This is a genomic window from Nocardiopsis sinuspersici, from assembly GCF_001998325.1.
Lineage (GTDB): Bacteria > Actinomycetota > Actinomycetes > Streptosporangiales > Streptosporangiaceae > Nocardiopsis > Nocardiopsis sinuspersici.
This window is the reverse complement of sequence record NZ_MCOK01000001.1, coordinates 2,808,823-2,833,535: the sequence shown is the minus strand read 5'-3', so window position 1 is coordinate 2,833,535 and position 24,713 is coordinate 2,808,823. Positions and strand designations below refer to the sequence as shown.

At 71.6% G+C, this 24,713-nt stretch carries 20 protein-coding genes; 6 read left to right on the top strand and 14 right to left on the bottom strand.

What is annotated here, in order from left to right; all coding sequences use genetic code 11:
- Positions 1-42 precede the first annotated feature (42 nt).
- Entirely contained in the window at positions 43-2,274 is a 2,232-nt protein-coding gene (locus tag NOSIN_RS12190; RefSeq protein WP_077690850.1) for an MMPL family transporter, read from the top strand.
- Between the two features lie 126 nt (positions 2,275-2,400).
- Here NOSIN_RS12190 and NOSIN_RS12185 read toward each other — a convergent pair whose 3' ends face one another.
- On the bottom strand, positions 2,401-2,976 hold the full coding sequence (locus tag NOSIN_RS12185) for a hypothetical protein (protein ID WP_309232677.1): 576 nt from the start codon (positions 2,974-2,976) through the stop codon (positions 2,401-2,403).
- A 411-nt stretch (positions 2,977-3,387) separates the two neighbouring features.
- Here NOSIN_RS12185 and NOSIN_RS12180 point away from each other — a divergent pair, with 411 nt between their 5' ends.
- The gene (locus tag NOSIN_RS12180; protein ID WP_077690849.1) at positions 3,388-3,687 is read left to right on the top strand and encodes a YrhK family protein; all 300 of its coding nucleotides are present in this window, start codon (positions 3,388-3,390) and stop codon (positions 3,685-3,687) included.
- Positions 3,688-3,747: 60 nt separating this feature from the next.
- Here the strand turns inward: NOSIN_RS12180 and NOSIN_RS12175 are convergent, their stop codons facing one another.
- From NOSIN_RS12175 to NOSIN_RS12155, 5 genes are all read right to left on the bottom strand, one after another.
- The gene (locus tag NOSIN_RS12175) at positions 3,748-5,841 is read right to left on the bottom strand and encodes a 3-hydroxyacyl-CoA dehydrogenase NAD-binding domain-containing protein (RefSeq protein WP_077690848.1); all 2,094 of its coding nucleotides are present in this window, start codon (positions 5,839-5,841) and stop codon (positions 3,748-3,750) included.
- Positions 5,838-7,037, bottom strand: a complete 1,200-nt coding sequence (locus NOSIN_RS12170; RefSeq protein WP_077690847.1) for a thiolase family protein — start codon at positions 7,035-7,037, stop codon at positions 5,838-5,840. The genes NOSIN_RS12175 and NOSIN_RS12170 overlap by 4 nt, the downstream gene beginning before the upstream one ends.
- Positions 7,038-7,254: 217 nt before the next feature.
- The gene (locus NOSIN_RS12165) at positions 7,255-8,292 is read right to left on the bottom strand and encodes a tetratricopeptide repeat protein (protein WP_077693555.1); all 1,038 of its coding nucleotides are present in this window, start codon (positions 8,290-8,292) and stop codon (positions 7,255-7,257) included.
- 199 nt (positions 8,293-8,491) lie between these two features.
- Positions 8,492-9,754 carry a ribonuclease D gene (locus tag NOSIN_RS12160; RefSeq protein ID WP_236743357.1) on the bottom strand — a complete coding sequence of 421 codons (1,263 nt, stop codon included), beginning with the start codon at positions 9,752-9,754 and terminating at the stop codon, positions 8,492-8,494.
- Positions 9,755-9,827: 73 nt separating this feature from the next.
- Positions 9,828-10,403, bottom strand: a complete 576-nt coding sequence (locus NOSIN_RS12155; RefSeq protein WP_077690845.1) for a DUF3000 domain-containing protein — start codon at positions 10,401-10,403, stop codon at positions 9,828-9,830.
- A 310-nt stretch (positions 10,404-10,713) separates the two neighbouring features.
- Between NOSIN_RS12155 and hemE the strand changes: the two genes are divergently transcribed.
- Complete coding sequence (hemE, locus tag NOSIN_RS12150) at positions 10,714-11,739, top strand: uroporphyrinogen decarboxylase (protein ID WP_077693554.1); 1,026 nt, start codon at positions 10,714-10,716, stop codon at positions 11,737-11,739.
- A gap of 114 nt (positions 11,740-11,853) precedes the next feature.
- On the opposite strand, the gene NOSIN_RS12145 is transcribed toward hemE, so the two are convergent.
- On the bottom strand, positions 11,854-12,942 hold the full coding sequence (locus tag NOSIN_RS12145) for a DUF4349 domain-containing protein (protein ID WP_077690844.1): 1,089 nt from the start codon (positions 12,940-12,942) through the stop codon (positions 11,854-11,856).
- Positions 12,943-13,103: 161 nt separating this feature from the next.
- Between NOSIN_RS12145 and hemG the strand changes: the two genes are divergently transcribed.
- Both hemG and hemQ read left to right on the top strand, forming a co-directional pair.
- Positions 13,104-14,573: a protoporphyrinogen oxidase gene (hemG, locus tag NOSIN_RS12140; protein WP_077690843.1), complete on the top strand. Its 1,470-nt coding sequence runs from the start codon at positions 13,104-13,106 to the stop codon at positions 14,571-14,573.
- A complete protein-coding gene (gene hemQ / locus NOSIN_RS12135) occupies positions 14,570-15,280 on the top strand; it encodes a hydrogen peroxide-dependent heme synthase (RefSeq protein ID WP_077690842.1) in 711 nt (236 codons plus the stop codon). Before hemG ends, hemQ begins: the two co-directional genes overlap by 4 nt.
- Before the next feature lie 291 nt (positions 15,281-15,571).
- On the opposite strand, the gene NOSIN_RS12130 is transcribed toward hemQ, so the two are convergent.
- From NOSIN_RS12130 to msrB, 3 genes are all read right to left on the bottom strand, one after another.
- On the bottom strand, positions 15,572-16,375 hold the full coding sequence (locus tag NOSIN_RS12130; RefSeq protein WP_171986588.1) for a CDP-alcohol phosphatidyltransferase family protein: 804 nt from the start codon (positions 16,373-16,375) through the stop codon (positions 15,572-15,574).
- On the bottom strand, positions 16,362-17,030 hold the full coding sequence (locus NOSIN_RS12125; protein ID WP_077690841.1) for a phosphatidylserine decarboxylase: 669 nt from the start codon (positions 17,028-17,030) through the stop codon (positions 16,362-16,364). The genes NOSIN_RS12130 and NOSIN_RS12125 overlap by 14 nt, the downstream gene beginning before the upstream one ends.
- Positions 17,031-17,284: 254 nt before the next feature.
- On the bottom strand, positions 17,285-17,728 hold the full coding sequence (gene msrB, locus NOSIN_RS12120; protein ID WP_077690840.1) for a peptide-methionine (R)-S-oxide reductase MsrB: 444 nt from the start codon (positions 17,726-17,728) through the stop codon (positions 17,285-17,287).
- 204 nt (positions 17,729-17,932) lie between these two features.
- Between msrB and NOSIN_RS12115 the strand changes: the two genes are divergently transcribed.
- A complete protein-coding gene (locus NOSIN_RS12115) occupies positions 17,933-18,364 on the top strand; it encodes a hypothetical protein (RefSeq protein ID WP_227014374.1) in 432 nt (143 codons plus the stop codon).
- 133 nt (positions 18,365-18,497) lie between these two features.
- On the opposite strand, the gene NOSIN_RS12110 is transcribed toward NOSIN_RS12115, so the two are convergent.
- From NOSIN_RS12110 to NOSIN_RS12095, 4 genes are all read right to left on the bottom strand, one after another.
- Positions 18,498-19,286 carry a GntR family transcriptional regulator gene (locus NOSIN_RS12110; protein WP_077690838.1) on the bottom strand — a complete coding sequence of 263 codons (789 nt, stop codon included), beginning with the start codon at positions 19,284-19,286 and terminating at the stop codon, positions 18,498-18,500.
- A 178-nt stretch (positions 19,287-19,464) separates the two neighbouring features.
- A complete protein-coding gene (locus NOSIN_RS12105) occupies positions 19,465-20,274 on the bottom strand; it encodes a dihydrofolate reductase family protein (RefSeq protein ID WP_077690837.1) in 810 nt (269 codons plus the stop codon).
- Positions 20,275-20,417: 143 nt separating this feature from the next.
- Entirely contained in the window at positions 20,418-22,580 is a 2,163-nt protein-coding gene (gene glgX / locus NOSIN_RS12100; RefSeq protein ID WP_077690836.1) for a glycogen debranching protein GlgX, read from the bottom strand.
- Positions 22,581-22,938: 358 nt separating this feature from the next.
- A complete protein-coding gene (locus NOSIN_RS12095; RefSeq protein WP_077690835.1) occupies positions 22,939-24,570 on the bottom strand; it encodes an acyl-CoA dehydrogenase family protein in 1,632 nt (543 codons plus the stop codon).
- Positions 24,571-24,713 lie beyond the last annotated feature (143 nt).

Sequence of the window (24,713 nt, the reverse complement as noted above, 5' to 3'; positions counted from 1 at the left end):
ACCGTTAACGGACATGAAGTCCGTTTCCTGGAGGGGCGGCGTATGCCGACACACACGGGGCTTTTCGGGCGGCTCGGGCTGGGGACCCACCGCTTCCGCTGGGCGGTCCTGGCCGCCACCGCGCTCTTCGCCGTCTTCGCCGGCGTCTGGGGTTCGGGGGTCTTCTCCGACGTCAGCGAGAGCGGGTTCGAGGATCCCGGTTCCGAGTCCGCGCGGGCCACCCGCGTCCTGGAGGAGGAGCTGGGACACGACGGCGCCGACGTCGTCGCCGTCTACCGCAGCGACGAGCTGAAGGTGGACAACCCCACCTTCGCCGCGGCCGTCCAGCGCGTCGCCGACGACATGCCCGAGGACACCGTCGCGGACTTCGACACCTACCTCGAAGAGGGGCTCAGCGAGACCGAGCGCGGCATGCTCGTGTCCGAGGACATGCACGCCGTCTACATCCCCGTGACCCTCAGCGGCCAGACCCACGCCGACCGCCTCCAGCAGTACGAGGAGGTCGCCGACCACCTGTCCTCCAGCAACCTGGAGGTCCACCTGGGCGGCCCCATCGCCGTCGAGCACGAGCTGTCGGAGGCCGCCGAGCGCGACGTGGTCCGCGCCGAGATCATCACCATGCCGATCCTGCTGGTCCTGTTGGTCCTGATCTTCGGCGGCCTGGTCGCGGGCATGGTCCCGCTCGCCGTGGGCGGCCTGGCCATCCTCGGCTCGCTGACCCTCCTGCGCGTCCTGACCCACGTCACCGACGTGTCGGTGTTCGCGATCAACGTCTCCACCATCCTGGGCCTGGGACTGGCGATCGACTACGGACTGTTCATGGTCAACCGCTTCCGCGAGGAGCTGGGCCGGGGCCGGGGCCTGGCCGCCGCGGTGGGCCGCACCGTCGACACCGCCGGGCGCACCGTGGCCTTCTCCGGCGTCACCGTCGGCATCGCCTTCGCGGGCCTGCTCTTCTTCCCCCAGCCCATCCTCAAGTCGATCGGCTGGGGCGGTATCGCCGTCGTGCTGTTCGACCTGCTGGCCGCGCTGGTCTTCCTGCCCGCGCTCATGTCCGTGGTCGGCCACCGGATCGACCGCCTCAGGCTGCCGCTACCGCTGCCCCGCCGCACCGTCACCGGCACCGTGCACGAGAACGCGGGGTTCTGGTGGCGCCTGGCCCGCACCGTCATGCGCGGCCCCGCCGTGTCCCTGGTCGCGGTCGGCGGCGTCCTGCTGGTCTTCAGCTCCGGCCTGTCCTCCACCGAACTCGGCTCCACCGACCAGCGCTACCTCCCCTCCGACGCCGGGTCCCGGATCGCCACCGAGGCCCTGGCCGAGGACTTCCCCGCGGGCGGCCTGGGCAGGCTCGACGTCGCCGTGCTCGGCGACCCCGCGGACGAGGCCCTGGAGGAGTACGCCGAACGCCTGGGCGACCTGCCCGGGGCCTCCCTCGCCCGCGTCGAGCGCACCGGCGACGGCGTCGCCCACGTCATGGTCGCCTACCAGGGCGCGTCCGACTCCCCGGAGGTCGCCCGGCTGGTGAGCGACGTGCGCGGCGAACCGGTCCCCGAGGGGGCGCGGGAGAGCCTGGTCGGCGGTGTGGCCGCCATGCAGCAGGACAACGTGGCGGCGATCGTCGACGCGGCGCCCATGACCGTGGGCTTCATCGCCGCGGCGACCCTGGCCCTGCTCTTCCTCGCCTTCGGCTCGGTGGTCCTGCCAGTCAAGGCCGTCCTCATGGGCGCGCTGTCCCTGGGCGCCTCCCTGGGAGTGGTGGTCTGGGGGTTCCAGGAGGGCGGATTCGCCGGGCTGCTCGGCTTCGACGCCGTGGGCACCATCGACCCCACCTACCTGGTGCTGATCACCATCGTGGCGTTCGGCCTGGCGATGGACTACGAGCTGTTCCTGCTCAGCCGCGTACGCGAGGAGTACCTGCGCACCGGGGACAACATCCGCTCGGTGGCGGCGGGGCTCCAACACACCGGACAGATCATCACGAGCGCGGCGATCCTGCTGATGGTCGTGCTCTTGGCGATGGGCACCTCGGACCTGCTCTTCCTGAAGATCATCGGGATCGGCCTGGCCATCGCGGTGCTCGTGGACGCCACCCTGGTCCGCGCGGTGATGGTGCCCGCCACGATGCGCCTGCTCGGCGGCGCCAACTGGTGGCTGCCGCGCCCGCTGCGCTGGCTGCACGACCGGATCGGCATCTCCGAGGGCGGCGACGCCGACGAGGTCCCCGAGGCCGCGCGCGAGGCGGGGGAGGGGCGGCGGGTGCGCGCGGGCGTGTGACTCTCGCCCCTGCCTGTCCCGCGCCGAGTGTGCCGGGGGTCTCGGCGGGTGCCGCGACGCCTCCCGCCCGGCACACGGAAACGGGCCCGGCGTCCACGTGGACGCCGGGCCCGCCCCGGGCTCAGATCACTCGTCGAAGAGCTGGTCGATGTGGGTGATGGTGACGCTTCGGTCGAGCCAGGCGTCGAGCTGGTCGTGGTCGCGGCACCCGCTGATGCGCCTGCGTGCCTTTTCGGGTACGTCGATTCCACGCTTGCTCAGGACCCGGAGAACGGCCCTGGCCTCTCCCTCGGCCTTGAGGCTCTCGGTCCAGGCGCTGCTGTACTCGTAGGTGTCCGTCATCATCAGCTCCTCCAGAGCCGCCTGTCCTACGGTCTTCGCCAGCAGGTTCAACGTGAATCCAATGTACTTCGTGGCCCTTTCCCGGTCGATCGCGTCGAGGCCGGTGTGCAGGGCCTTCAGCACGTCCATGTCCTGACCGCCGTGCGCGGCGGCGGACAGCACAGCCAAGGATGGGCGCCGCCCGACCTCCTCGGGGGCGGTGACGGCCGGGATCCCGGACGGGCCCACCACCAGGGGCCGTAGGACGAAACCGGGATGGCCGAGGCGGATCGGTTCGGCGTACCAGTCGGCCACGGCTTGTCCGGGGCAGACGGTCAGCAGGACGACCGGGCACTCGTGCCGGGAGCGCAGCGCGGCCACGTACTCCGGCCACGTGAAGCGCTTGCGCTCCTTCTCGTCGCGCTGGACCTTCCACGATGATCCCCATCAGCTTGTCGGGGGAGTCGGCGGGGCCCGGGCCGCGCAGCATGATCGCGACGTCCGAACGGCGTTCGACGGGGTCCACGTGGCCGAGGTCGCACGAGGTGACCTCGCTGCGGTCGTAGTCGGGGACGTCCACGCCGAGGCCGCGCAGGAAGTCGACGGCGGTGTCGGGGGCGTCGGCGAACAACTCGGCGTAGATCTGGTGTTCAGCGGAGATCGCCACGAGTCAGACGCTACACAGGGTTACTGGCAAGTATGCACGAGTAGCCGTTATGTGGTGACTTTTCGTGTTCGCCGACTTCGGGCAGGGGAAACGGTGCCGCGACGACCCCGCAGAGAGGGCCGAACATGTCCGAAGAGCAGAACAGGCCACTGGTCCTGCACGTGGGGGGCGACGAGCTCGTCATCCGGCGCCGTTACGAGACCGCGAGCATCGTCAACGACATCCTGATCGCCCTGTGGTTCATCGCCGGCAGCGTCATGTTCTTCTCCGAGGCCTGGACCACGGCGGGCACGTGGTGCTTCCTCCTCGGCAGCGTCGAGCTGCTGATCCGCCCGATGATCCGGCTGTTCAGGCAGTTCCACGTCCGGAGCGTCCGCTCCTCCGGCCGGGGTGCGGCCATGGGGGAGTCCTCCCAGGACTTCTGACGCGAGACGGCGGGCCCGGCGTCCGCGTGGACACCGGACCCGCCGCGGGCTCGGGGAAGGCTAGAAGGCCTTCGGGTCGCCCTCGTGGAACCGCTTGCCGTTCACGGCCTCGGACACCCCGACCTTGTCCAGGTACGGGGTGATGCCGCCGGTGTGGAAGGGCCAGCCCGCACCGCTGATCAGGCACAGGTCGATGTCGGCGGCCTCGGCCACCACGCCCTCGTCCAGCATGATCCGGATCTCCCGGGCCAGCGCGCGCAGCGCCCGGTCCAGGATCTCGCTCTCCTCGGACGGGTTGTCGCCGCCGCTGAGGATCTCCTTCACCTCGGGGTCGATCGTGAAGTCCGGGGCGAAGATCTCCGTCTTGCCCGCCTTCACGATCTCGGCCAGTTCGTCGGAGACCGCGAAGCGCTCGGGGAACGCCTCGTGCAGGGTCTCGGCGACGTGCAGGCCGACCGCCGGGCCCACGAGCTGCAACAGCATCAGCGGCGACATCGGCAGGCCCAGGGGCGCCACCGCGCGGTCGGCCACCTCGGGCTCGGTGCCCTCGCCGACCGCGCTCAGGACCTCGCCCATGAACAGGGTGAGCAGGCGGTTGACCACGAACGCCGGGGCGTCCTTGCACAGCACCGCGGTCTTCTTCAGCTTCTTGGAGGCGGCGAAGGCCGTGGCCAGGGTCGCGTCGTCGGTCCGCTCACCGCGGACGATCTCCAGCAGCGGCAGGACCGCGACCGGGTTGAAGAAGTGGAAGCCCACGACCCGCTCGGGGTGCTCCAGCTCGGAGGCCATCTCGGTGATCGACAGCGAGGAGGTGTTGGTGGCCAGGACCGCCTCGGGGGAGACCACGGCCTCCACCTCGGCGAACACCTGCTTCTTGACCGACATCTTCTCGAACACGGCCTCGATGACGAAGTCGGCGTCGGAGAAGGCGTCCTTGGTCAGCGAGCCGCTCACCAGGGACTTGAGGTGGTTGGCCTTGTCGCCGTTGATCCGGCCCTTGCCCAGGAGCTTGTCGACCTCGCCGTGCACGTAGGCCACGCCCTTGTCCAGGCGCTCCTGGTCCAGGTCGGTCAGGACGACCGGCACGTCCAGGCGGCGGGCGAACAGCAGGGCCAGCTGGCCGGCCATCAGGCCGGCGCCGACGACGCCGACCTTGGTGATCTTGCGGGCCAGCGACTTGTCCGGGGCGCCCGCGGGGCGCTTGGCGCGCTTTTGCACCAGGTCGAACGCGTACAGGCCCGCCTTGAGCTCGTCGCTCATGATCAGGTCGGCCAGTGCGTCGTCCTCGGCGGCGAAGCCCTCGTCACGCGTGCGGTTCCTGGCCTCGGCGACCAGTTCGACCGCGCGGACCGGGGCGGGGGCGGCGCCGTGCAGCTTGCCCTCGACGGTGAAGCGGGCCATGTTGACCGCGTTGTCCCAGGCCTCGCCCTTGTCGACCTCGGGGCGCTCGACCACGACGTCGCCCTTGACGACCCTGGCGGCCCAGCGCAGCGACTCCTCCACGAAGTCGGCGGGCTCGAACATCGCGTCGGCGATGCCCAGCTCGAAGGCCTGCTTGCCCTTGAGCGTCTTGTTCTGGGCGAGCGGGTTGTCGACGATGACCTTGAGGGCCTTCTCGGCGCCGATCAGGTTCGGCAGCAGGTAGGTGCCGCCCCAGCCGGGGACCAGGCCCAGGAAGGCCTCGGGCAGCGCGACCGCGGGCACGCCCGAGGAGATGGTGCGGTAGGTGCAGTGCAGCGCCACCTCCACGCCGCCGCCCATGGCCGCGCCGTTGACCAGCGCGAAGGTCGGCACGTCCAGCTCGCCGAGCTTGCGGAACACGTCGTGGCCCAGCTTGCCGATCGCGTGCGCCTGCTCGCGGTTCTGGATCGCGGGGACACCGGTCAGGTCCGCGCCCACGGCGAAGATGAACGGCTTGCCGGTGACGGCCACGGCCACGATGTCGGTGCGCGCCCTGGCGGCCTCGATCGCGGCGTCCAGGCTCAGCAGACCGCTGGGGCCGAAGGTGTTGGGCTTGGTGTGGTCGTGCCCGTTGTCCAGTGTGATCAGGACCGCGGTGCCCGCGCCGTAGGGGAGCTCGATGTCACGGGAGAGCGCCCTGGTGACGACCTCGTCGCTGAAGAGCTCTCGTGCCTGCTCGATCGCGGTGCTCACTTGCCCCCCTCGTAGTTGGTGTTCTCCCACAGGACGGTTCCGCCCATGCCCATGCCGACGCACATGGTGGTCAGGCCGTAGCGGACGTCGGGACGTTCGGCGAACTGGCGCGCGAGCTGCATCATCAGGCGCACGCCGGAGGAGGCCAGCGGGTGGCCCAGGGCGATGGCGCCGCCCCACGGGTTGACGCGGGTGTCGTCGTCGGCGAGGCCGAAGTGCTCCAGGAAGGCCAGCACCTGCACGGCGAAGGCCTCGTTGATCTCGATGAGGCCGATCTCGTCCATCGAGATGCCCTGGCGGGCGAACAGCTTCTCGGTGGCCGGGACCGGGCCCACACCCATGACCGAGGGGTCCACACCGGCGAAGGAGAAGTCCACCAGGCGCATCCTGGCGTCCAGCCCCAGCTCCTCGGCCACGTCCTCGGCGGCCAGGATGGCGCCGGTGGCGCCGTCGTTGAGGCCGGCGGCGTTGCCGGGCGTCACGTTGCCGTGCGCGCGGAACGGGGTCTTCAGGGAGGCCAGCGACTCCATGGTGGTGCCGGGCCGGGGCGGCTCGTCCTGGGTGGCCAGACCGTAGCCCTGCTCCAGGGAGCGGACCAGGACCTCGACCAGGTCGTCCTGGATCTTGCCGTCGGCGTAGGCCTTGGCGACCTTCTCCTGGCTGCGCACCGCGTAGGCGTCGGCGCGCTCCTTGGTGATGGTCGGGAACCGGTCGTGCAGGTTCTCGGCGGTGTTGCCCATGACCAGCGCGGACGGGTCCACGAGCTTCTCGGAGAGGAAGCGCGGGTTGGGGTCGACGCCCTCGCCCATGGGGTGGCGGCCCATGTGCTCGACACCGCCCGCGATGACGACGTCGTAGGCACCGAAGGAGATGCCCGCGCCGGAGGTGGTGACGGCCGTGAGCGCACCGGCGCACATGCGGTCGATGGCGTAGCCGGGGACGCTGGTCGGCAGTCCGGCGAGGATCGCGGCGCTGCGCCCGATCGTCAGGCCCTGGTCGCCGATCTGGGTGGTGGCGGCGATGGCGACCTCGTCGACGCGCTCGGCGGGCAGGCCCGGGTTGCGGCGCATCAGTTCGCGGATCACGCGTACGACGAGGTCGTCTGCGCGCGTCTCGGCGTAGAGGCCCTTGCCAGACTTGCCGAACGGGGTGCGGACCCCGTCGACAAACACGACATCGCGGGCAGTTCGCGGCACGATGACCCCTCCTTCTCCAGTGGGTGGTGGACTGTTCCGCTAATGCTACTCGTCAGTAACAACTTGTGCGAGCAGCAGGGGTGGGAACTTCGGTCCGGACGGGGATCGGAGCCGGTCCACGGCCCCGTCGGTCGCCTTCGTGCCCGTCGGCGTCGCCTGACACACCTCGGGGCCGGGGGTCGCGACCCCCGGCCCCGAGACCGGTCTCCGGTCGGCCCTACAGCAGGGCCTTGGCCTCGCGGTGGCGGCCGGCGGCGTTGTAGGCGCCGGCCAGGTCGCGGCGCAGCCGCAGGGTCAGCCGCCGCACGTCCGGGTCGCCGGAGGAGTTCAGCGCCACCCGGTAGGCGTCGCGCAGCACCTCCACCGCCTCGTCGGGACGGCCCGCCTGGGTGTAGGCGCGGCCCAGCCGGTGGTGCACCGTCAGGGTGTCCAGGTGGCCCTTGCCCATCCGGCGGCGCCGTCCGGCCAGCACCATACGGAGCTGGGTGATCGCGTCGTCGTAGCGTCCGGACATGCTCTGCGCGGCGCTCAGGCCCAGCCGCAGCTCCTCGCGGCGCTCGGTCGAGGCCACGTCCTCGATGGCGCGCTCGTAGTGCACCACGGCCGCGTCCAGGCGTCCGCTGCGCCGGTAGCAGACCGCGAGGCGCATGCGCGCCTCCACCGTGTCCTCGTCCGCGGGGCCGAACTGGCGCTCGCGTTCGCGCAGCAGCATCTCCCACTGCCCGGAGGCGTCGGCAGGACGGCCGGCGTCCTCGTAGGCCCAGGCCAGGTTCTCGCGGATGATCTCGGTGCGCGGGTGCTCGTCACCGAAGACCTCCACCGCCTCGGCCAGCGCCAGCTCGAACTGCTGCACGGCCGCCTGGCGGCGTCCCATCTGCGCGTACTTGGTCGCCAGGTTGTTGCGTGCGGTGATCGTGTCCGGGTGCTCGGTGCCCAGCCGCTCCACCAGGGACCGCAGCGTCCGCTCCAGGGACGCGGCCCGCATCCCGGCGGTGGGAACGGGCGCGGGCGCGCGGTCCGCCTCGGCCACACGCGTCCTCGTGGCCGAAGCCTCGGCGGCCGGTGCCCCCTCCCGTTCCTCCGGCAGGGACAGCGGCTCGGTGGAGGGGCCGCCCACCGGTGCCGGACTCGGCACGGGCACGGTGGCCGGTTGTTCCACGGACTGTTCCTCGCGGGTGGGCGCGACGGTAGTAGCCGAACGGATCCTGGAACCCATCAGCCCGGTCTCGCGCAGCAACGCACGCCAGAACGTCAGCACACTCACCACTTTTCCCCTGCTCGCGCACCGCGGCTCGTGGCCTGCGGTGTAACTCCCGTCGGACGATGCCTCGGTACTCCAAGGCACATTTCTATAACTTAATCGGACATGGGGCTACGGAACAGGCACCAACCCCCCTTGGGGGGCGGTGACTTCGGTCACCCTTGGGTTGACAAGGTGAGAAGAGGGTAAGAGGCTACGCTTTTTCGGCTTCGTCCAGAGCTGTGGCCAGGGGCTGAGCGGTCAGGGCGATCTGCCACTCGCGGGCCCCGCGCTCGCGCAGGAAATCCCCCACGGTGTCGGGGTCCACGGTCTGCGGCGGTGCCCACGCCAGGCGGCGCACCGTGTCCGGCAGCAACAGGTTCTCGGTCGGCATCACGACGTCCTCGGCGATCCCCGTGACCGTGGCCCGGACCGACTCCAGCCGGCTCGCCGCCTCCGGGGCCCGGTCCGCCCACCGGTTCACCGGCGGGGGCCCGTCGCCCGGGGCGTTGGGCCGGGGCAGTTCGGTCTGCGGCATGTCGCGGGCCCGGTTGACCGCCTTGATCCACGTGGTCAGGTAGCGCCGTGCCAGCTTGATCCCGAACTGCCGGATGTCGGCCAGCTCCGCCGTGGTGCGCGGCATGGTCGTCGCCGCCTCCACGATCGCCGCGTCCGGCAGCACCCGCCCGGGCGAGATGTCCCGCTCCTGGGCGATGCGGTCGCGTTCGTACCACAGCTCGCGTACGGCGGCCAGGGCGCGCTGGTTGCGCACACGGTGGATGCCCGAGGTGCGCCGCCAGGGGTCGGGGCGCGGCTCCTTGGGCGGGGCGGCCAGGACCGAGGCGAACTCCTCGCGGGCCCACTCCAGCTTCCCGGCCTCCTCCAGCTCGGCCTCCAGGGCGTTGCGCAGCTCGATGAGGATCTCCACGTCCAGCGCCGCGTACCGCAGCCAGTCCTCCGGCAGCGGACGCTGCGACCAGTCCACGGCCGAGTGCTCCTTGGCCAGCCGGACGTGCAGTATCCGCTCCACCATGAAGCCCAGTCCGACCCTCTGGTAGCCCAGCAGCCGCCCGGCCAGCTCGGTGTCGAACAGCCTCCGGGGACGCAGGTTGACCTCGGTCAGGCAGGGCAGGTCCTGGTGTGCCGCGTGCAGCACCACCTCGGCGTCGCCCACGGTGTCTTCCAGCTTGCTCAGGTCCGGGCAGGCGATGGGGTCGATCAGTGCCGACCCCGATCCCTCGCGGCGCAGCTGTACCAGGTAGGCCCGCTGCCCGTACCGGTAGCCGGAGGCCCGTTCGGCGTCCACCGCCACGGGACCGGTACCGGCGGAGAGCGCCGCGACCACACCGGCCAGTGCGTCGGCGTCGGAGGTGACCTCGGGCAGTCCCTCGCGTGGTTCCCGGAGCAGAGGCGCCCTCTCAGCGTCGTCGTCGCCTGGTTCGCGGGGTTCTGTCTTGGAGTTCAACGCGTTCGCCACACCACTACGGTATGCGCTGTCGCCACTGGACGCGGATCCGGACCGCTCGGGTTCCTGTGCGGGGCGGATCCGCTCAGGGCCGGGAACGCTGTCGGGCGATGTCGGTGACGTCCAGCGGAGGCAGCCCCGCGGCGGAGGCCAACAGCGCCGTCCACGCGCTGACGTGCCCCGACAGGTCGTCGGACTCCGGTGTCCACGAGGCCCGCATCTCGACCTCGGTGGTGGCGCCCTGGTCCGACTTCGTGCCGAATCCCTCGGTGGTGGCCCGGGTGACCGTGCCGCTGAGCGTGTGGTGTGTGGCGCCGTTGGCGCCCAAGGCGTCGGTCAGCCAGCTCCAGGCGACCGGTCCCAGCAGCGGGTCGGTCGCGATCTCCGACTCCAGTTCGGAGTTGACCTGGCAGACCACACGGAAGGGACCCGGCCAGTCACGGGTGTCCTCGGGGTCGTAGAGCACGATGAGCCGTCCCCAGGCGACCTCCTCGCCGTTCACGGTCACCTCGGCCGAAACGGCGGCTGAGTGGGGGGCCAGCCGCTGGGGGGCGGGGATCTCCCGGACGGTGATCTCGGGGCGCAGGAGGGGTGAGCGCAGGGCCTCGACCGCTCGCCGGAACGTCTCGTGTTCGTTCTCGGCGCTACCGACATCGGGCATGGTGGAAACGTCAGCCTTCATTCTGTGGTGATCACGTCTCGGCGGGGGGTGGTCTGGACATGCTCCGCCTCCCCGCCACAGGCAGGGGGGTGGGTACGCAAGAGACCGTGGCACGAGTCACGGGCCGCGAGGCGGAGTTCGCCCGGCGTGTCGGGGTTTTGTGATGATCTTGGGACCGGCCCGTCGTCGGAGGGCGCCGGTTCGCGCTCCCTCGCCGCCCGAAGGCGCCTCGGGGCGGCCACCGGAGGGGGCGTGTTCGGCGATCCGGGTGAGAGCTCGGGGAAGGGCATGGCACGATCGAGGTGTGACGCTGCAAGAATCTCCATTCCTCCGCGCCTGCCGGCGCCTTCCCGTGTCCCACACGCCGGTGTGGTACATGCGCCAGGCCGGGCGCTCCCTGCCCGAGTACCGACGGGTCCGCGCCGACGTGCCCATGCTTGAGGCGTGTGCGCGCCCCGACATGATCACCGAGATCACGATGCAGCCGGTGCGCCGCTACGGCGTCGACGCCGCGATCTACTTCAGTGACATCGTCGTCCCGCTCAAGGCCATCGGCATCGACCTGGACATCAAGCCCGGGGTCGGCCCCGTGGTCGCCGACCCGATCCGGGACGCGACCGGCGTCAAGCGGCTGCGCGAGCTCGAGCCCGACGACCTGCCCTACGTGACCGAGGCGGTGGGGCAGCTGGTCGGCGAGCTGGGCGACAAGCCCCTCATCGGCTTCGCGGGCGCCCCGTTCACGCTGGCCTCCTACCTCATCGAGGGCGGGCCGTCCAAGAACCACGAGCACACCAAGGCGCTCATGTACGGCGAGCCCGAGCTGTGGGACGAGCTGATGCGCCGCCTGGCCACCATCACGCTGGGCTTCCTGCGCACCCAGATCCAGGCGGGCGCCAGCGCCGTGCAGCTCTTCGACTCCTGGGTGGGCGCACTGAGCGCCGAGGACTACCGCGCCTCGGTACTGCCCTACACCTCGTGGATCTTCGGCCAGCTCGGCGAGTACGAGGTGCCGCGCATCCACTTCGGAGTGGGTACCGGCGAACTGCTCGGCCTGCTCGGCGAGGCCGGAGCCGACGTCGTGGGCGTGGACTGGCGGGTGCCGCTGGACAAGGCGGCCCAGCGTGTCCAGCCGGGCACCGCGCTCCAGGGCAACCTGGATCCGGCGACGCTGTTCGCGCCGTGGGAGGTCGTCGCCGAGCGCACCCGCGACATCCTCTCCCGGGGGCGGGCCGCCGAGGGGCACATCTTCAACCTGGGCCACGGTGTGCTGCCCAGCACCGACCCGGACGTGCTCCAGCGGCTCACCGAGTTCGTGCAGGAGGAGACCACCGCCTGAGACGGCGGTCTCCGCCATCCCCTTCCACGGCGTGCCGAACCGGACCGGCACGGGCGTGACGGCCGGAGGCGCCCGGTCCCCACTCGGGACCGGGCGCCTCCGTGATCAGTACACCTAGTCCTCCTTGCCCTCCCTCGGGGGCCCGCCCTCCTCGGAGGGCTCGTTCCCGGATCCGTCGGAGGGCTGCCCGGGGTCGTCGGAACCCGAGGCCTCCGAGGCTTCTGAGGTCTCCGAGGCCTCAGGGGCCCCGTCCCCGGAAGCGGCCTCCCCGGGAGTGCCGTCGGAGCGGCCCCCTCGGCGTGAGCGGTACCACCACAGCGGCCCCGCGGCCAGCACGGCGGCGACCGCCAGGAAGGGCAGCAGCCAGCCCGCGACCACGGCGGCGCCCTGGCCGAACGTGACCAGTGCGCGCCAGCCGCGCTCCAGGCCGCCCAGGAAGCCGATGGACTCCTCCGCGGGCTCCTCCAGATAGGTCTCCGGAGGGCTCAGGGTCAGGTTCACCGTCGAGTACGCCGTCTGGTCGCGCAGCGTCTTCAGACGCGCCTGGAACGCCTCCAGCTCCGACTGGCGTTTTTGGATCTCGCTCTCCACCCGCAGGAGCTCGTCGACGTCCTCGGCCTCCTCCAGGTAGCCGCGCAACGTCTCCAGAGCCGCCTCGGAGGACTCGACGCGGCTCTCGACGTCCGCGACCTCCTCGGTGACGTCCTGCACCGAGCGCTCCAGGTTGGACCGGTCGCCCAGCTCCGCCAGTCCGCCCAGGGCCCCCTCGTAGTCCTCGCTCGGGATGCGCAGCGTCAGCGATCCCGAGGGGGTGCCGCCCTGGGGGGTGGAGACCGTCTCGGAGGCGATGTAGCCGCCCGCGTCCAGGGTCAGGTCCTTGGCGCGCTCGACCGCCTCGGGCACGTCCTCGACCCGGACCGACAGGTCGGCGGTGTGGACCAGTTGCCGGTCGCCGACCTCCACGTCGGAGCCGACGGGTGAGCCGCCGCCCTCATCGGCGGCCTGCCCCTCCTCGGTCCGTCCTTCGGGAGCCTGTGCCTGGGCGGCCGAGCGGTCCTCGGCCCCGGGTGCGAACTCGGCGACGGCGCCGCTGCCGGCGGACTGGCCGGAGGAGGTGCAGGCCGTGGCCAGCAGGGCGGCCAGGCCCAGGGAGAACACCGCCCCGACGCCTCGGCGTACGGGGGAAAACGCTGAAGTAGCCATGACCCTCCGACGTCTCCCGACACGGGCCCGTTGCGAACTCGTGGTAACGACCGCACAACAGCGGCACGGCCGGACGTCTCGCCGCGAACGCGACCCGGACCACCGCGTGTCGAAGGGGACGGCGGATCACGGTGACCCACGTCATCTGGGAAGCTGGGGACATGCCTGAAGCACCGCACGTCGTCGTGGTCGGGGGCGGGATCTCCGGACTCACCGCCGCGCACCGCCTCACCGGTCTGGGCGCCTCCGTCACCGTCCTGGAGGCCGCCGACACCCCTGGGGGCAAGCTGCGAGCCTCACCAGTGGCCGGGGTGCCCGTCGACGCGGGCGCCGAGGCGGTGCTCGCCAGACGCCCCGAGGCGCTCGACCTGTTCTCCGAACTGGGCCTGGACGAGCGCGTGGTGCACCCCGGCCCCGGCGCCGCCTCCCTCTACAGCCGCGGACGGGTGCGCTCCCTGCCCAAGGGACAGCTCATGGGCGTGCCCGGCGACCTGCGCGCCCTCGCCCGCAGCGGGGTGCTCTCACGGAGGGGCACCCTGCGCGCCGGGCTCGACCTGGTGCTGCCCCGCACCCCCGTGCGCGGTGACGTCTCCGTCGCCGACTACGTGGGCGCCCGCATGGGAGCCGAGGTCGTTGACCGCCTCGTCGAACCCCTCCTGGGAGGCGTGTACGCGGGCCGGGCCGACCGGCTCTCCCTGGACTCGACGCTGCCGCAGATCGCGCCCATGGCCCGCCGCGACCGCTCCCTGGCGCGTGCCGTGCACACCAGCCTCCGGGGCGGGGGAGCGGCGCCCACCAAGCCGGGACCCGTCTTCGCCTCCCTGCGCGGGGGCGTGGCCGGACTCGCCGGCGCCCTGGCCGAACGCCACTCCGACAGCCTGCGGACGGGCTCCCGGGTCCGCGCCCTGGAGCGGCCTCCGAAGGGCTGGCGCGTCCGTCTGGACAGCAACGAGCGCATCTCCTGCGACGCCGTCCTGCTGGCCTGCCCCGCCCCCGAGGCCTCCCGCCTGCTCGCCGAGCACGCGCCCGGCGCCTCGCGGGACCTGCGCGGCGTCGAGTACGCCGGCATGGCCCTGGTGACCATGGCGCTGCCCGCCTCGGCCTTCCCCGGGACGCTCACCGGCACCGGCTTCCTCGTCCCGGCGGTGGAGGGGCTCACCATCAAGGCCGCCACCTTCTCCAGCAACAAGTGGCCCTGGCTGGCCGAGGAGCTGGCCCGGGCCAACCCCGGCGACGACCTGGTGGTGCTGCGCTGCTCCATCGGCAGGTTCGGCGACGAGAAGGTGCTGGAGCGCTCCGACGAGGAGCTGGTCCGGGCCGCCGCGCGCGACCTGGCCACGGTCACCGGCATGGCCGGGACGCCCCTGGAGAGCAGGGTCACCCGGTGGACCGAAGGGCTGCCGCAGTACGCCGTCGGCCACGCGGACCTCGTCGGACGCGTCCGCGCCGACGTCGCCCGCAGCCCGGGCCTCGGTGTGTGCGGCGCGGTCTACGGCGGCGTGGGGATCCCCGCGTGCGTCGCCGACGCCGGCCAGGAGGCAGAGCGCCTGGTCGGCACCCTCCCGACGAACACCTCCACCACCGGCGGCGACGAGGCCGCCGGAACGAACCAGCAAGGAGTCAACCCGTGACGGGCCAGCAAAGCGAAGCCGTCGGCCAGGACGGCACCGACGTCAACGAGATCATCCGCTACACCATGTGGTCGGTCTTCAGGGTCGAGGGCCTCGACGGAGTCGACCGCGCAGCCGCGGCCGACGAACTGGGAACGCTCTTCGACAAGTCCGCCGAGCAGGGGGTCACCACCCGCGGCAGCTACGACGTCCAGGGCTTCCGCGCCGACGCCGACATCATGTTCTGGTGGGTGGGCGACTCCCCCGAGCAGGTCCAGGACATGTACACGGCCTTTCGCCGTACCCGGATCGGCAAGGCCAGCACCCCGGTGTGGTCGGTCGTGGGCCTGCACCGCCCCGCCGAGTTCAACCGCGGCCACATCCCCGCCTTCATGGCCGGGGAGGAGCCGCGTGAGCACCTGTGCGTGTACCCGTTCGTGCGCTCCTACGAGTGGTACCTGCTGCCCGACGACGAGCGCCGCGCGATGCTCGCCGAGCACGGCCGCATGGCCGGACCCTTCCCGGACGTGCGCGCCAACACGGTGTCCTCCTTCGGCCTCAACGACTACGAGTGGCTGCTCGCCTTCGAGGCCGACGAACTGCACCGCATCGTGGACCTGATGCGCCGCCTGCGCGGTGCCAAGGCCCGTCTGCACACCCGCGAGGAGGTGCCCTTCTACACCGGTCGCCGCAAGAGCGTCGCCGAACTGGTCGACTCCCTGCCGTAGACGGGTGCCCCTCGGGGCTCCGCTTCGCCCGCCACCACCCTCAGCGGACGCCTGCGGCGCGGAGCCCCTCCTCGCCCGGGCGCCTGAGGGGCGGGAACCCTCGGTGCCTCCGGCGGGTCGGGCCCGTGCCCACGCCGCCGCCCGACACCTCCAGAACCCGTCGGCGCCGGAACGACGCCCCGGGGCCGCGCCGGCGTTGGTCCACAGGTGGCGCTCCGCCCGCCGCACACGGAGAGCGCCCCGGACCGGTCGGTCCGGGGCGTTCTCCGTGTGCGGCCGTGTACGGCTCCGTCAGTCCTGCTCGGCGGCGGTCCGCCGGGTGGCCAGGACGTAGAACGGGAGGGTGACGATGAAGCCCAGGACGACGGCGCTCATCAGGTAGATGAGCGTCTGGCCCGCGGGCAGGCCCATGCCCCAGGCGGCCATCAGGACGACCCCGACCGCCAGGAGGCCCAGCACCGCGTAGGCCTTGCGTCCGCGCGGCTTGGGGTACTCCATCCGGCTCACCATCAGCCAGGAGATGAGCAGCACCGCCGCCACCCCCGCCATCGGCGGCGGGTCGAGCAGGACCACCGTCACCACGGCCATGGCGCCGAAGGGGCAGGGCAGCCCGGTGAAGTAGTTCGCGCCCGGAGCCTGGCAGGAGAACCGCGCCAGCCGCACGATGACCGCAAGCAGCACGGCGCCGCCCGCCGCGACGGGCAGTACGCCGATGCCCTCGGCCCGCATGGCCCACACGACGAAGAAGAACGCCGGGGCGAACCCGAAGCTGATCACGTCGGCCAGGTTGTCCAGCTCGGCGCCCATGCCGCTGCCGCCCAGCCTGCGGGCCACCCGGCCGTCGAGCACGTCCAGCGCCGCCGCGACCAGCATCAGGCCCACCACCGTGGCCATGGCCGTGCGCGGCAGCGGGCCGGCGATCCCGGCGGCCGCGTGCGCGGACTGGGCCGACATGAGCGCCCACACCGCCAGGAAGCCGCACAGGGCGTTGCCGAGGGTGAGGTAGTCGGCCGGCCCCAGGCGGAGCCTGAGGGGCTCCTCCTCAGGGGCGGAGACGGCGTGTCCGGCCGCCACGATCCCCTCAGTCGGTGTCAAGACGGGTTTCTCCGGCGCGGACCCCCTGGCCGATCTCCACCGCCGGGGTGATCCCGGCCGGAAGGTAGACGTCGACCCTGGACCCGAACCGGATGAGACCGATCCTCTCGCCTTGCTCGACCTTCTGCCCCGCAGCGAGATACGGGACGATACGCCTGACCATCGCGCCGGCGATTTGAACGACCGTGATCGCACCGATCTCGGTTTCAAGGGTCCAGATGACGCGCTCATTACGCTCGCTGTCCTTGTCGAATGCGGGGCGGAAACCGCCCGGGCGGTGCTCGACGCCTGTCACCACGCCGGCTAGGGGGGCACGGTTGACGTGCACGTTGAGGGGGTTCATGAACACCGCGACCCGTGTGCGCCCGTCGGGCTGGGGGTCGATGCTCTGGACGACGCCGTCAGCCGCGGACAGCACCCGCCCGGTCGCCGGACCACGCTCGGGGTCGCGGAAGAACCAGGTCATCCCCGCCGCCAGGGCGACCACCGGGACGGCGAGCGCCGTGCGGGCCCGGGAGCCCCGGGCGGCCAGCGCCGCGGCTCCGGCGGCCCCGAGGGCGGGCAGCAGCCACGGAGCCGAGCCCTGGGCCATGCCCCAACGGGGCCGCGCCGCGGGACGGTGGGAAACGGATGAGAAAGGTGAGTCGTCGGTCATCAAGCGCTTTCTGCGGGTCGTCGGTTCGCCCGCACACCGGTTACCGCTGTGAGGGTCGGCCCGGGATTCCGGGTCGGATGGTGGACGGAAAAACCCCGGCGGGCCGGTACTTTTCGCGCCGCGCCCCACGAGCCGACGGGGGTCGGACGTTGGCGCGCTGAAGGTGATTATCCCCGATACCGCCGCGGGTGGACCGCGGTCGCACGATGGTACGCCCCCGCGGACGCGCGTGCGGCACCAGGATCGTACGACACCTACTCCTCGGGTTCCAGGGTCAGAGCCACGGAGTTGATGCAGTACCGGGCGTCGGTGGGCGTGGCGTAGCCCTCGCCGTGGAAGACGTGGCCCAGGTGGGAGTCGCAGGTGGCGCACCGCACCTCGGTACGCGCCATGCCCAGGGAGCGGTCCTCGCGCAGGACGACGGCGTCGGAGTCGGCCGGGTCGTAGAAGCTGGGCCACCCGCAGTGGGAGTCGAACTTCTCGTCGGAGCGGAACAGCTCGGTCCCGCAGCCCTTGCAACGGTAGACCCCGGTGGTCTTGGTGTCGACGTAGGCGCCGGTCCAGGGTTGCTCCGTGGCCGCCTGGCGCAGCACCGCGTACTCCTGGGCGCCGAGCCGCTCGCGCCACTCCTGGTCGGTCTGGGGAATGCCCTCGGCCCCGTCTCCGGTGTTCGGGGCCTGGTCCGCTGAGTCAGCCATGGTACGACGCTACCTCGAATCGGGTCAGGATGCCGCCTTGGTGCCTCCCGTGGCGGAACATCTCATATGGCGTGCGTGGCAGGCGAATCCTCCTTAATAGCCATATACACCTAACTTCACTCGGAATGGCGTTCGGTAACGGAAGCGGGGGGTACGGCTCTAACACAGGGTCAGTGGTCGAACCGTGCGCTTGAGGTAGGTGACATGGCCGTTACAGCTCAACAGGCACTCGGAATAGGCAGACGACCGCTGCGCGTGGGCAGGATCCGCTACGGACTGTGGTGGCTCGACCAGACGACCGCGGGCGCGCGGTCGCGGATACGGGCCGTCATGGACGGGGTGGTCCTCGCGGGCCGCGAGGTGCGCTGGGCCACCGAACTCAGCGTCCGCACCACGGTCTCGCAGATCGACTACGCCAGGCCGGGCCCCTGGAGCGACCGCAGACTGCTGCTGTGCGCCACGGCTTTGGCCGTGGGCGCGTTGGCGGTCGCGCTCGTCCTGGGGTTCGGTGTGGCGCACTGGGTGATGACCGAGTCGGGCTCCCTGCCCTTCGCCGCCGCGGGCGCGCTGGCGGTGGGACTCGTGCTCCTGCCGTTGGCGTACCTGGTGTTCGCCTCCAGACGAGGCGGTCACTGAGTCGGTCCGAGAAGGGGGAGGGGCGCCGGGAACGGCGCCCCTCCCGTTGCCGACGGCGACCCGGACGCGGGGAACGGCTTCCGGCCACCGGCTCCCGCGCCGCGCCGCCGGGGGCCGGGGCGGGGCACCGGCCTCAGGCGTCGAAGTCGTAGCTCAGGACGTACGCCGAGCCGTCCATGGTGATCTCGTTGAACTCCACCGGACGGCGCTCGGCGGTCAACGCGGTGCGCGCCACGTCCAGTACCGGGGTCCCGGGCACCAGTTCCAGCTCCTCGCTCTCCTCGGGGGTGGGCATGCGCACCCGGATCTCCTCGGTGAAGTGGGCCGGTGCCTGTCCCAGCTCGGCCAGGCGCGCGTAGATCCCTCCCGGGCCGCTGTCGTGCTCCCGGACGCGCAGGGCCGCCGAGGACCCCCCACCGCTCTCCAGGACGTCCAGGGGCAGGTGCGAGACCGCGTTCTGCACCGGTCGGCCGTCCACCAGGTAGCGGCGCGAGCGCCGCAGCACGCCGGCTCCCTCGGCCAGTTCCAGCGCGCGCGCCACGTGCTCCTCGGGCACGGCCTCGTCCACGCGCAGGCGGTCCACCTCGTACTCCCGGTCCTCGCTGTCGGTCTGCCAGATCGCGCGCCCGCCGCCCCACAGTTCCTTGGACAGGCGAAGGGCCCCGTGTCTTCGTACGGGCCGGAACAGGCGCACGTAGACGCCCGAGCCGCGCACGGCCACGGCCAGGCCCTCGTTGATCAGTACGGAGAGCGCCTGCCTCGCGGTCGCCCGTGCGACGCCGTGGCTTTCCATGAGAGCGTTCTCCCCGGGCAGGCGGTCGCCGTCGGCGTACCGTCCGGAGCGGATCTGCCCGCGTAGTTCCTCGGCTATCTCGCGATAGACCGGAGGGGATCCGTTTTCGGACGTCGGCACCACGTTCATCCTCTCGGCCGGGGGGCCAGGCCGGTAAGCCCCGTCAATGCGATGTGCCACTGTGTCCAGTGGGGGGTGTTTCCAGATGGAGGGCACACCTCGGGTATGTCCGGTTGCGGGATGGTTCATGCGTGGTTGTGGGGTGGCCGAAATCGACCGGTTACCGCAGAATCCCCGGTAGGCGTCCCTATTCCCTGAGGTAACGCGCGAACAGGCTCCCCTCGGCCTCCAACAGGTGCGCCATGCGCACGGGCGTGCTCTGGGCGGAGGCGTGGTCCGGTGCTCCGGGGGTGTCCGGTCCCCCCGCGACGATGCGCGGCGCACCCGATCCCAGCAGGTGGGGGCTCAGTGTGAGGCACAGGTCGTCCAACAGCCCGGCCGCCACGAACTCCGCCAGCAGGTGCGGCCCGCCCTCGGTCAGCACCCGGTACAGCCCGCGCTCGGCCAGGCCGTTCACCACGTGCGCGGGCGTCACCGAGGCCCCGTCGATCACCACGACCTCGGCGTGCTCGGCCACCTCGCGGCGGCGCTGCTCGGGGGAGTCCGTCGTGGTGAACACCAGGGTGCGCGCGTCCTCGGGGGCCTCCGTCAGCAGCTGCTCGGGCAGGCCGAGCGAGCGGGACACCACCGCCACGGCCGGGGTGCTCGGACGCCCGGTGCGCAGGCCGTCCCACGTCCTGCGGGCGCGGACCGGCCCGTACCCCTCCAGGCGCACCGTGGCCGCGCCCACCAGCACCACGTCGCACAGGCCGCGCAGTACGCCCATCACCTTGCGGTCGGGTGAGGAGGACAGCTCCCTGGTGCGCCCGGAGGGGCCGACGGCGCCGCCGTCCGCGCTGGCCACCATGTTGGCGCGTACCCAGGGCCGGTGCAGGACCTCGGGGTAGGCGTAGGCGGCGGCCAGGTCCACGTCCGTGCCGCCGGGGGAGGGCAGCAGCTCACGGAAGGCGATGGGAGCGGCGGGGGTGTCCGTGCCGCCGGTGTGTGTACTCGACATGGTCACACAGCGTAGGCGGTGGGGGAGGCCGTGCCGAGGAGGGGGGACGCGAGCCGGGTCGCGTCCCCCTCCGGCGGACCCTTCGGGCCGCCCCGGCCGTTCCCGAGGCGGGAGCGGCCGGGGCGCGCCGACGCCCGGCGCCCTCAGGAGCGGGCGGTCCGCGAGCGCTCGTGCGACACCCGGCGCAACAGCAGCAGCGCCCGGTCGATCACCTTCACCGGGCCGGACGCGTCCACGAACGGCCGGCCGCCCACGTCGGGCTCGGCCGTGTCCAGGACCGTCTCCCACGCCGTTCCGTACTCGGTGCCCGGCACGGTGAACTTCACCGTGTCCGCCCCGCTGTTGAGCAGCAGCAGGAACGAGCTGTCCCGAATGCGGCGGCCGCGCGGGTCGGGTTCGGTGATGGCGTCCCCGTTGAGGAACACGCCCAGGGCCTGGTTGGCGGAGCTCCAGTCGTCCCCGGACATCGCCCTGCCGTCCGGCCGCAGCCACACGATGTCGGGCAGGCCCTTCTTCCCGGCCTTGGCGCCTCCCACAGGGCTGCCGCGGAAGAAGCGGCGCCGGCGGAACACCGGGTGGTCGCGGCGCAGCCGCGCCAGTTCGCGTACGTAGTCCAGCAGGTCGTTGTCGGGATCGTCGTCCTCGCCGAGGCCGGCGCCCTTCCAGTCGATCCAGGCGATCTCGTTGTCCTGGCAGTAGGCGTTGTTGTTGCCGCCCTGGGTGCGCCCCACCTCGTCACCGTGGGACAGCATCACCACCCCCTGCGACAGGTACAGGGTGGTGAGGTAGTTGCGCACCTGGCGGCGGCGCAGCGTGATGATCTCCGGATCCTCGGTCGGGCCCTCCACGCCGTGGTTCCAGGACCGGTTGTCGTCGGTGCCGTCCCGGTTGTCCTCTCCGTTGGCCTCGTTGTGCTTGTGGTCGTAGGACACCAGGTCGGCCAGCGTGAAGCCGTCGTGGCAGGTGATGAAGTTGATGGAGGCCACCGGCCGGCGGCCGTCGTCCTGGTACAGGTCGCTGGACCCGGCCAGGCGCGAGGCCAGCTCGCCCATCACGGGCTGGCCCCTCCAGTAGTCGCGCACGGTGTCGCGGTACTTGCCGTTCCACTCGGTCCACAGCGGCGGGAAGTTGCCCACCTGGTAGCCGCCCGGGCCCACGTCCCAGGGTTCGGCGATCAGTTTGACCTGCGAGATCACCGGGTCCTGCTGGACGATGTCGAAGAACGTGCTCAGCCGGTCCACGTCGTGGAACTCCCGGGCCAGCGCCGACGCCAGGTCGAACCGGAACCCGTCCACGTGCATCTCCAGGACCCAGTACCGCAGCGAGTCCATGATGAGTTGCAGCGAGTGCGGGTGGCGCACGTTCAGGCTGTTGCCGCAACCGGTGTAGTCGAGGTAGTAGCGCTGGTCCTCGTCGCTGACCCGGTAGTAGCTGAGGTTGTCTATGCCGCGCAGGGACAGGGTGGGCCCCATGTGGTCGCCCTCGGCGGTGTGGTTGTACACCACGTCGAGCAGCACCTCGATGCCCGCCTCGTGCAGCGACTTCACCATCGCCTTGAACTCCTGGACCTGCTGTCCGCGCGAGCCGCGCGCCGCGTACCCGCTGTGCGGGGCGAGGAAGGCCAGGGTGTTGTACCCCCAGTAGTTGGTCAGCCCTCTGGCCACCATGGCGTGCTCGGGCACGAAGTGGTGCACGGGCATGAGTTCGACCGCCGTCACCCCCAGCGAGGTGAGGTAGTCGATCACCGCCGGGTGCGCGAGGCCGGAGTAGGTGCCCCGCTGGTGTTCGGGGATGCCCGGGTGGCGCATGGTCAGGCCGCGTACGTGCGCCTCGTAGATCACCGTGCGGTGGTAGGGGGTGCGGGGTCTGGACTCGTTGCCCCAGTCGAAGAACGGGCTGACCACCACGCACTTGGGCACGTAGGGCGCGCTGTCCCTGGTGTTCTTTCGCTCCGGAGCGGCGAAGTGGTAGCTGAACAGGGATTCGTGCCAGGTGAGGTTTCCGTTCAGGGCCTTCGCGTACGGGTCGGTGAGCAGTTTGTTCGGATTGCACCGCAGGCCGTGCTCGGGTGCGTAGGGGCCGTGGACCCGGTACCCGTACTGCTGCCCCGGTCCGATACCGGGAAGGTAGCCGTGCCAGACGAATCCGTCGTATTCGGTCAGCGGTATACGGGTCTCCTCGCCGTCGTCGTCGAACAGACACAGGTCCACTCGTTCGGCGGCCTCGGAGAACAGGGAGAAATTGGTGCCGGACCCGTCGTAGGTCGCACCGAGCGGATAGGAACTACCTGGCCAGACTTCCACCATAGGCGTTGTCAGTCTCTTGGAGTCGGGCCTTCGGAAGGTCGGCCCGGTCCGCGTGTCCTCCCCGGTCGGGAAGGCTCCCACGGGCCCGCTCCCCGTCCGAAGGCGTGCGGTCGTGTTTGTAACGACTTCTTTCTTCCGCTCCAACGGCCGAAGTATGCCGATCCGGCCGATGATCATTCATCGGCTGTCCCTTTTTGAGGGCTGTCGCTGGAATTATCAGGGTTAAGGGTGGTAATCGGTATTAGTAGAGTTCGAGGATTTCGTCCGGCGCACGGGCCGGTCCGCGGCGCGTGGGTGAGGGGACCCGGGCCGCGGCACACCGCCGCGGACCCCTCCGCCGGGAGGGGCCCGCCTCCGGTCACCGGTGCGGGCGGGCCCGGTCCAGGATCAACCCGGTGTCCACGCCCCGGGGCAGGGTGCCGAACACGTGCCCCCACTCGCCGCCCAGGCGCGAGGCCGTGAACGCCTCGGCGACCGGGGTGGGCGCGTGCCGCAGCAGTACCGACGCCTGCAGGGTCAGGGCCATCAGCTCCACCACCGAACGCGCCCGGTACTGGGCCTCGTCCAGGTCGCCCAGGGACTGCTCCAGCCGCTTGACCGCCGCGTCGTAGTGGTCGTCCACGCCCCCGGCGGTGCCCAGCTCCGCCAGGAAGGCCTCCAGCGACTCCGGGTTGCGGCCCATCGCGCGCAGCACGTCCAGCGCCGCCACGTTGCCCGAGCCCTCCCAGATGGAGTTGAGCGGGGAGTCCCGGAACAGCCGGGGCATGCCCGACTCCTCCACGTACCCGTTCCCGCCCAGGCACTCCAGCGCCTCGGCCGCGTGCGCGGGCTGGCGCTTGGTCACCCAGAACTTGCCCACGGCCACGGCCAGGCGGCGGAAGGCCGCCTCGCCCTCGTCGCCGCGGACCGCGCGGTCCGCGGCACCGGCCAGGCGGGTCATCAGCGCGGTCGCCGCCTCGGACTCCAGCGCCAGGTCGGCGAGCACGTTGCGCATCAGCGGCTGATCGACCAGTGCTGCGCCGAACGCGCCGCGGTGCTCGGCGTGGTGCAGGGCGTGCACCACGGCGGCCCGCATGCCCGCCGCCGAACCGATCACGCAGTCCAGCCGGGTGCAGTTGACCATCTCGATGATCGTGGGAACCCCCCGGCCGGGCTCGCCGACCAGGTGGGCGACGGCCCCGTCGTACTCCAGCTCCGCCGACGCGTTGGACCTGTTGCCCAGCTTGTCCTTGAGACGCTGGATGTACAGCGCGTTGCGGCCGCCGTCCTCCAGGACCCGGGGCACCAGGAAGCAGGTCAGCCCCTCGGGCGCCTGGGCCAGGGTGAGGAAGAGGTCGCTCATCGGCGCCGAGGTGAACCACTTGTGCCCGGTGAGGAGGTGGTGCCCCTCCTTGGTGGGGACCGCGCGCGTGGTGTTGGCGCGCACGTCCGACCCGCCCTGCTTCTCGGTCATCGACATGCCCGCGAGGAGGCCGCGCTTGGTGTGGGGGGCACGCAGCCCGAAGTCGTAGGCGCGCGCGGTGAGCAGCGGCTCGTACCGCCGCGCCAGCTCCGGGGAGTGGCGCAGCGCGGGGACGGCCGCGTAGGTCATCGAGACGGGGCACCCGTGGCCGGCCTCGGGCTGGGACCACAGGAAGAACTTGGCGGCACGGGCCACGTGCGCGCCCGCGCGCCCGTCCGCCCACGGCGCGGCGTGCATGCCCTGTTCCACCGCCTGGTCCATGAGCACGTGGTAGGCGGGCTGGTAGTCGACCTCGTCCACCCGGTGGCCGTAGCGGTCGTGGGTGCGCAGCACCGGCGTGTAGGTGTTGGCGGACTCGCCCCAGGCGCGCACCCGCTCCGAACCCGCCGCGTCGCCGACCTCGCGCACCTCCGGCTCGGCCCACCCCGCGCCCTCGCGCCGCAGTCCCTCCAGGAGGGCGGGATCGTCAGCGGCGGCGTAGTCGCCGAGCGGGGGCGCCTGGTTGAACACCTCGTGTGTGGGGGGCATGGCGTCTCCCTTTCCGTTGCTGGTCGCGGGCGGTCGGAGTGCGGGAATCCTACCTCTGGAGGGACTCGGAACCGAACCCGGTTCGGTGACACCGTCTCCGCGGGCGCGAGCGCGCCCGGGCCGGGGAACGGCACCCCTGGGGC

What these genes read in the sequence shown, in the direction of transcription:
- NOSIN_RS12145 (WP_077690844.1), bottom strand. Translation starts at nt 12,942, where the DNA reads ATGGCTACTTCAGCGTTTTCCCCCGTACGCCGAGGCGTCGGGGCGGTG.
- NOSIN_RS12105 (WP_077690837.1), bottom strand. Translation starts at nt 20,274, where the DNA reads ATGTCGAGTACACACACCGGCGGCACGGACACCCCCGCCGCTCCCATC.
- NOSIN_RS12190 (WP_077690850.1), top strand. Translation starts at nt 43, where the DNA reads ATGCCGACACACACGGGGCTTTTCGGGCGGCTCGGGCTGGGGACCCAC.
- NOSIN_RS12180 (WP_077690849.1), top strand. Translation starts at nt 3,388, where the DNA reads ATGTCCGAAGAGCAGAACAGGCCACTGGTCCTGCACGTGGGGGGCGAC.
- NOSIN_RS12110 (WP_077690838.1), bottom strand. Translation starts at nt 19,286, where the DNA reads ATGAACGTGGTGCCGACGTCCGAAAACGGATCCCCTCCGGTCTATCGC.
- glgX (WP_077690836.1), bottom strand. Translation starts at nt 22,580, where the DNA reads ATGGTGGAAGTCTGGCCAGGTAGTTCCTATCCGCTCGGTGCGACCTAC.
- msrB (WP_077690840.1), bottom strand. Translation starts at nt 17,728, where the DNA reads ATGGCTGACTCAGCGGACCAGGCCCCGAACACCGGAGACGGGGCCGAG.
- NOSIN_RS12125 (WP_077690841.1), bottom strand. Translation starts at nt 17,030, where the DNA reads ATGACCGACGACTCACCTTTCTCATCCGTTTCCCACCGTCCCGCGGCG.
- NOSIN_RS12115 (WP_227014374.1), top strand. Translation starts at nt 17,933, where the DNA reads ATGGCCGTTACAGCTCAACAGGCACTCGGAATAGGCAGACGACCGCTG.
- NOSIN_RS12155 (WP_077690845.1), bottom strand. Translation starts at nt 10,403, where the DNA reads ATGCCCGATGTCGGTAGCGCCGAGAACGAACACGAGACGTTCCGGCGA.
- NOSIN_RS12095 (WP_077690835.1), bottom strand. Translation starts at nt 24,570, where the DNA reads ATGCCCCCCACACACGAGGTGTTCAACCAGGCGCCCCCGCTCGGCGAC.
- hemG (WP_077690843.1), top strand. Translation starts at nt 13,104, where the DNA reads ATGCCTGAAGCACCGCACGTCGTCGTGGTCGGGGGCGGGATCTCCGGA.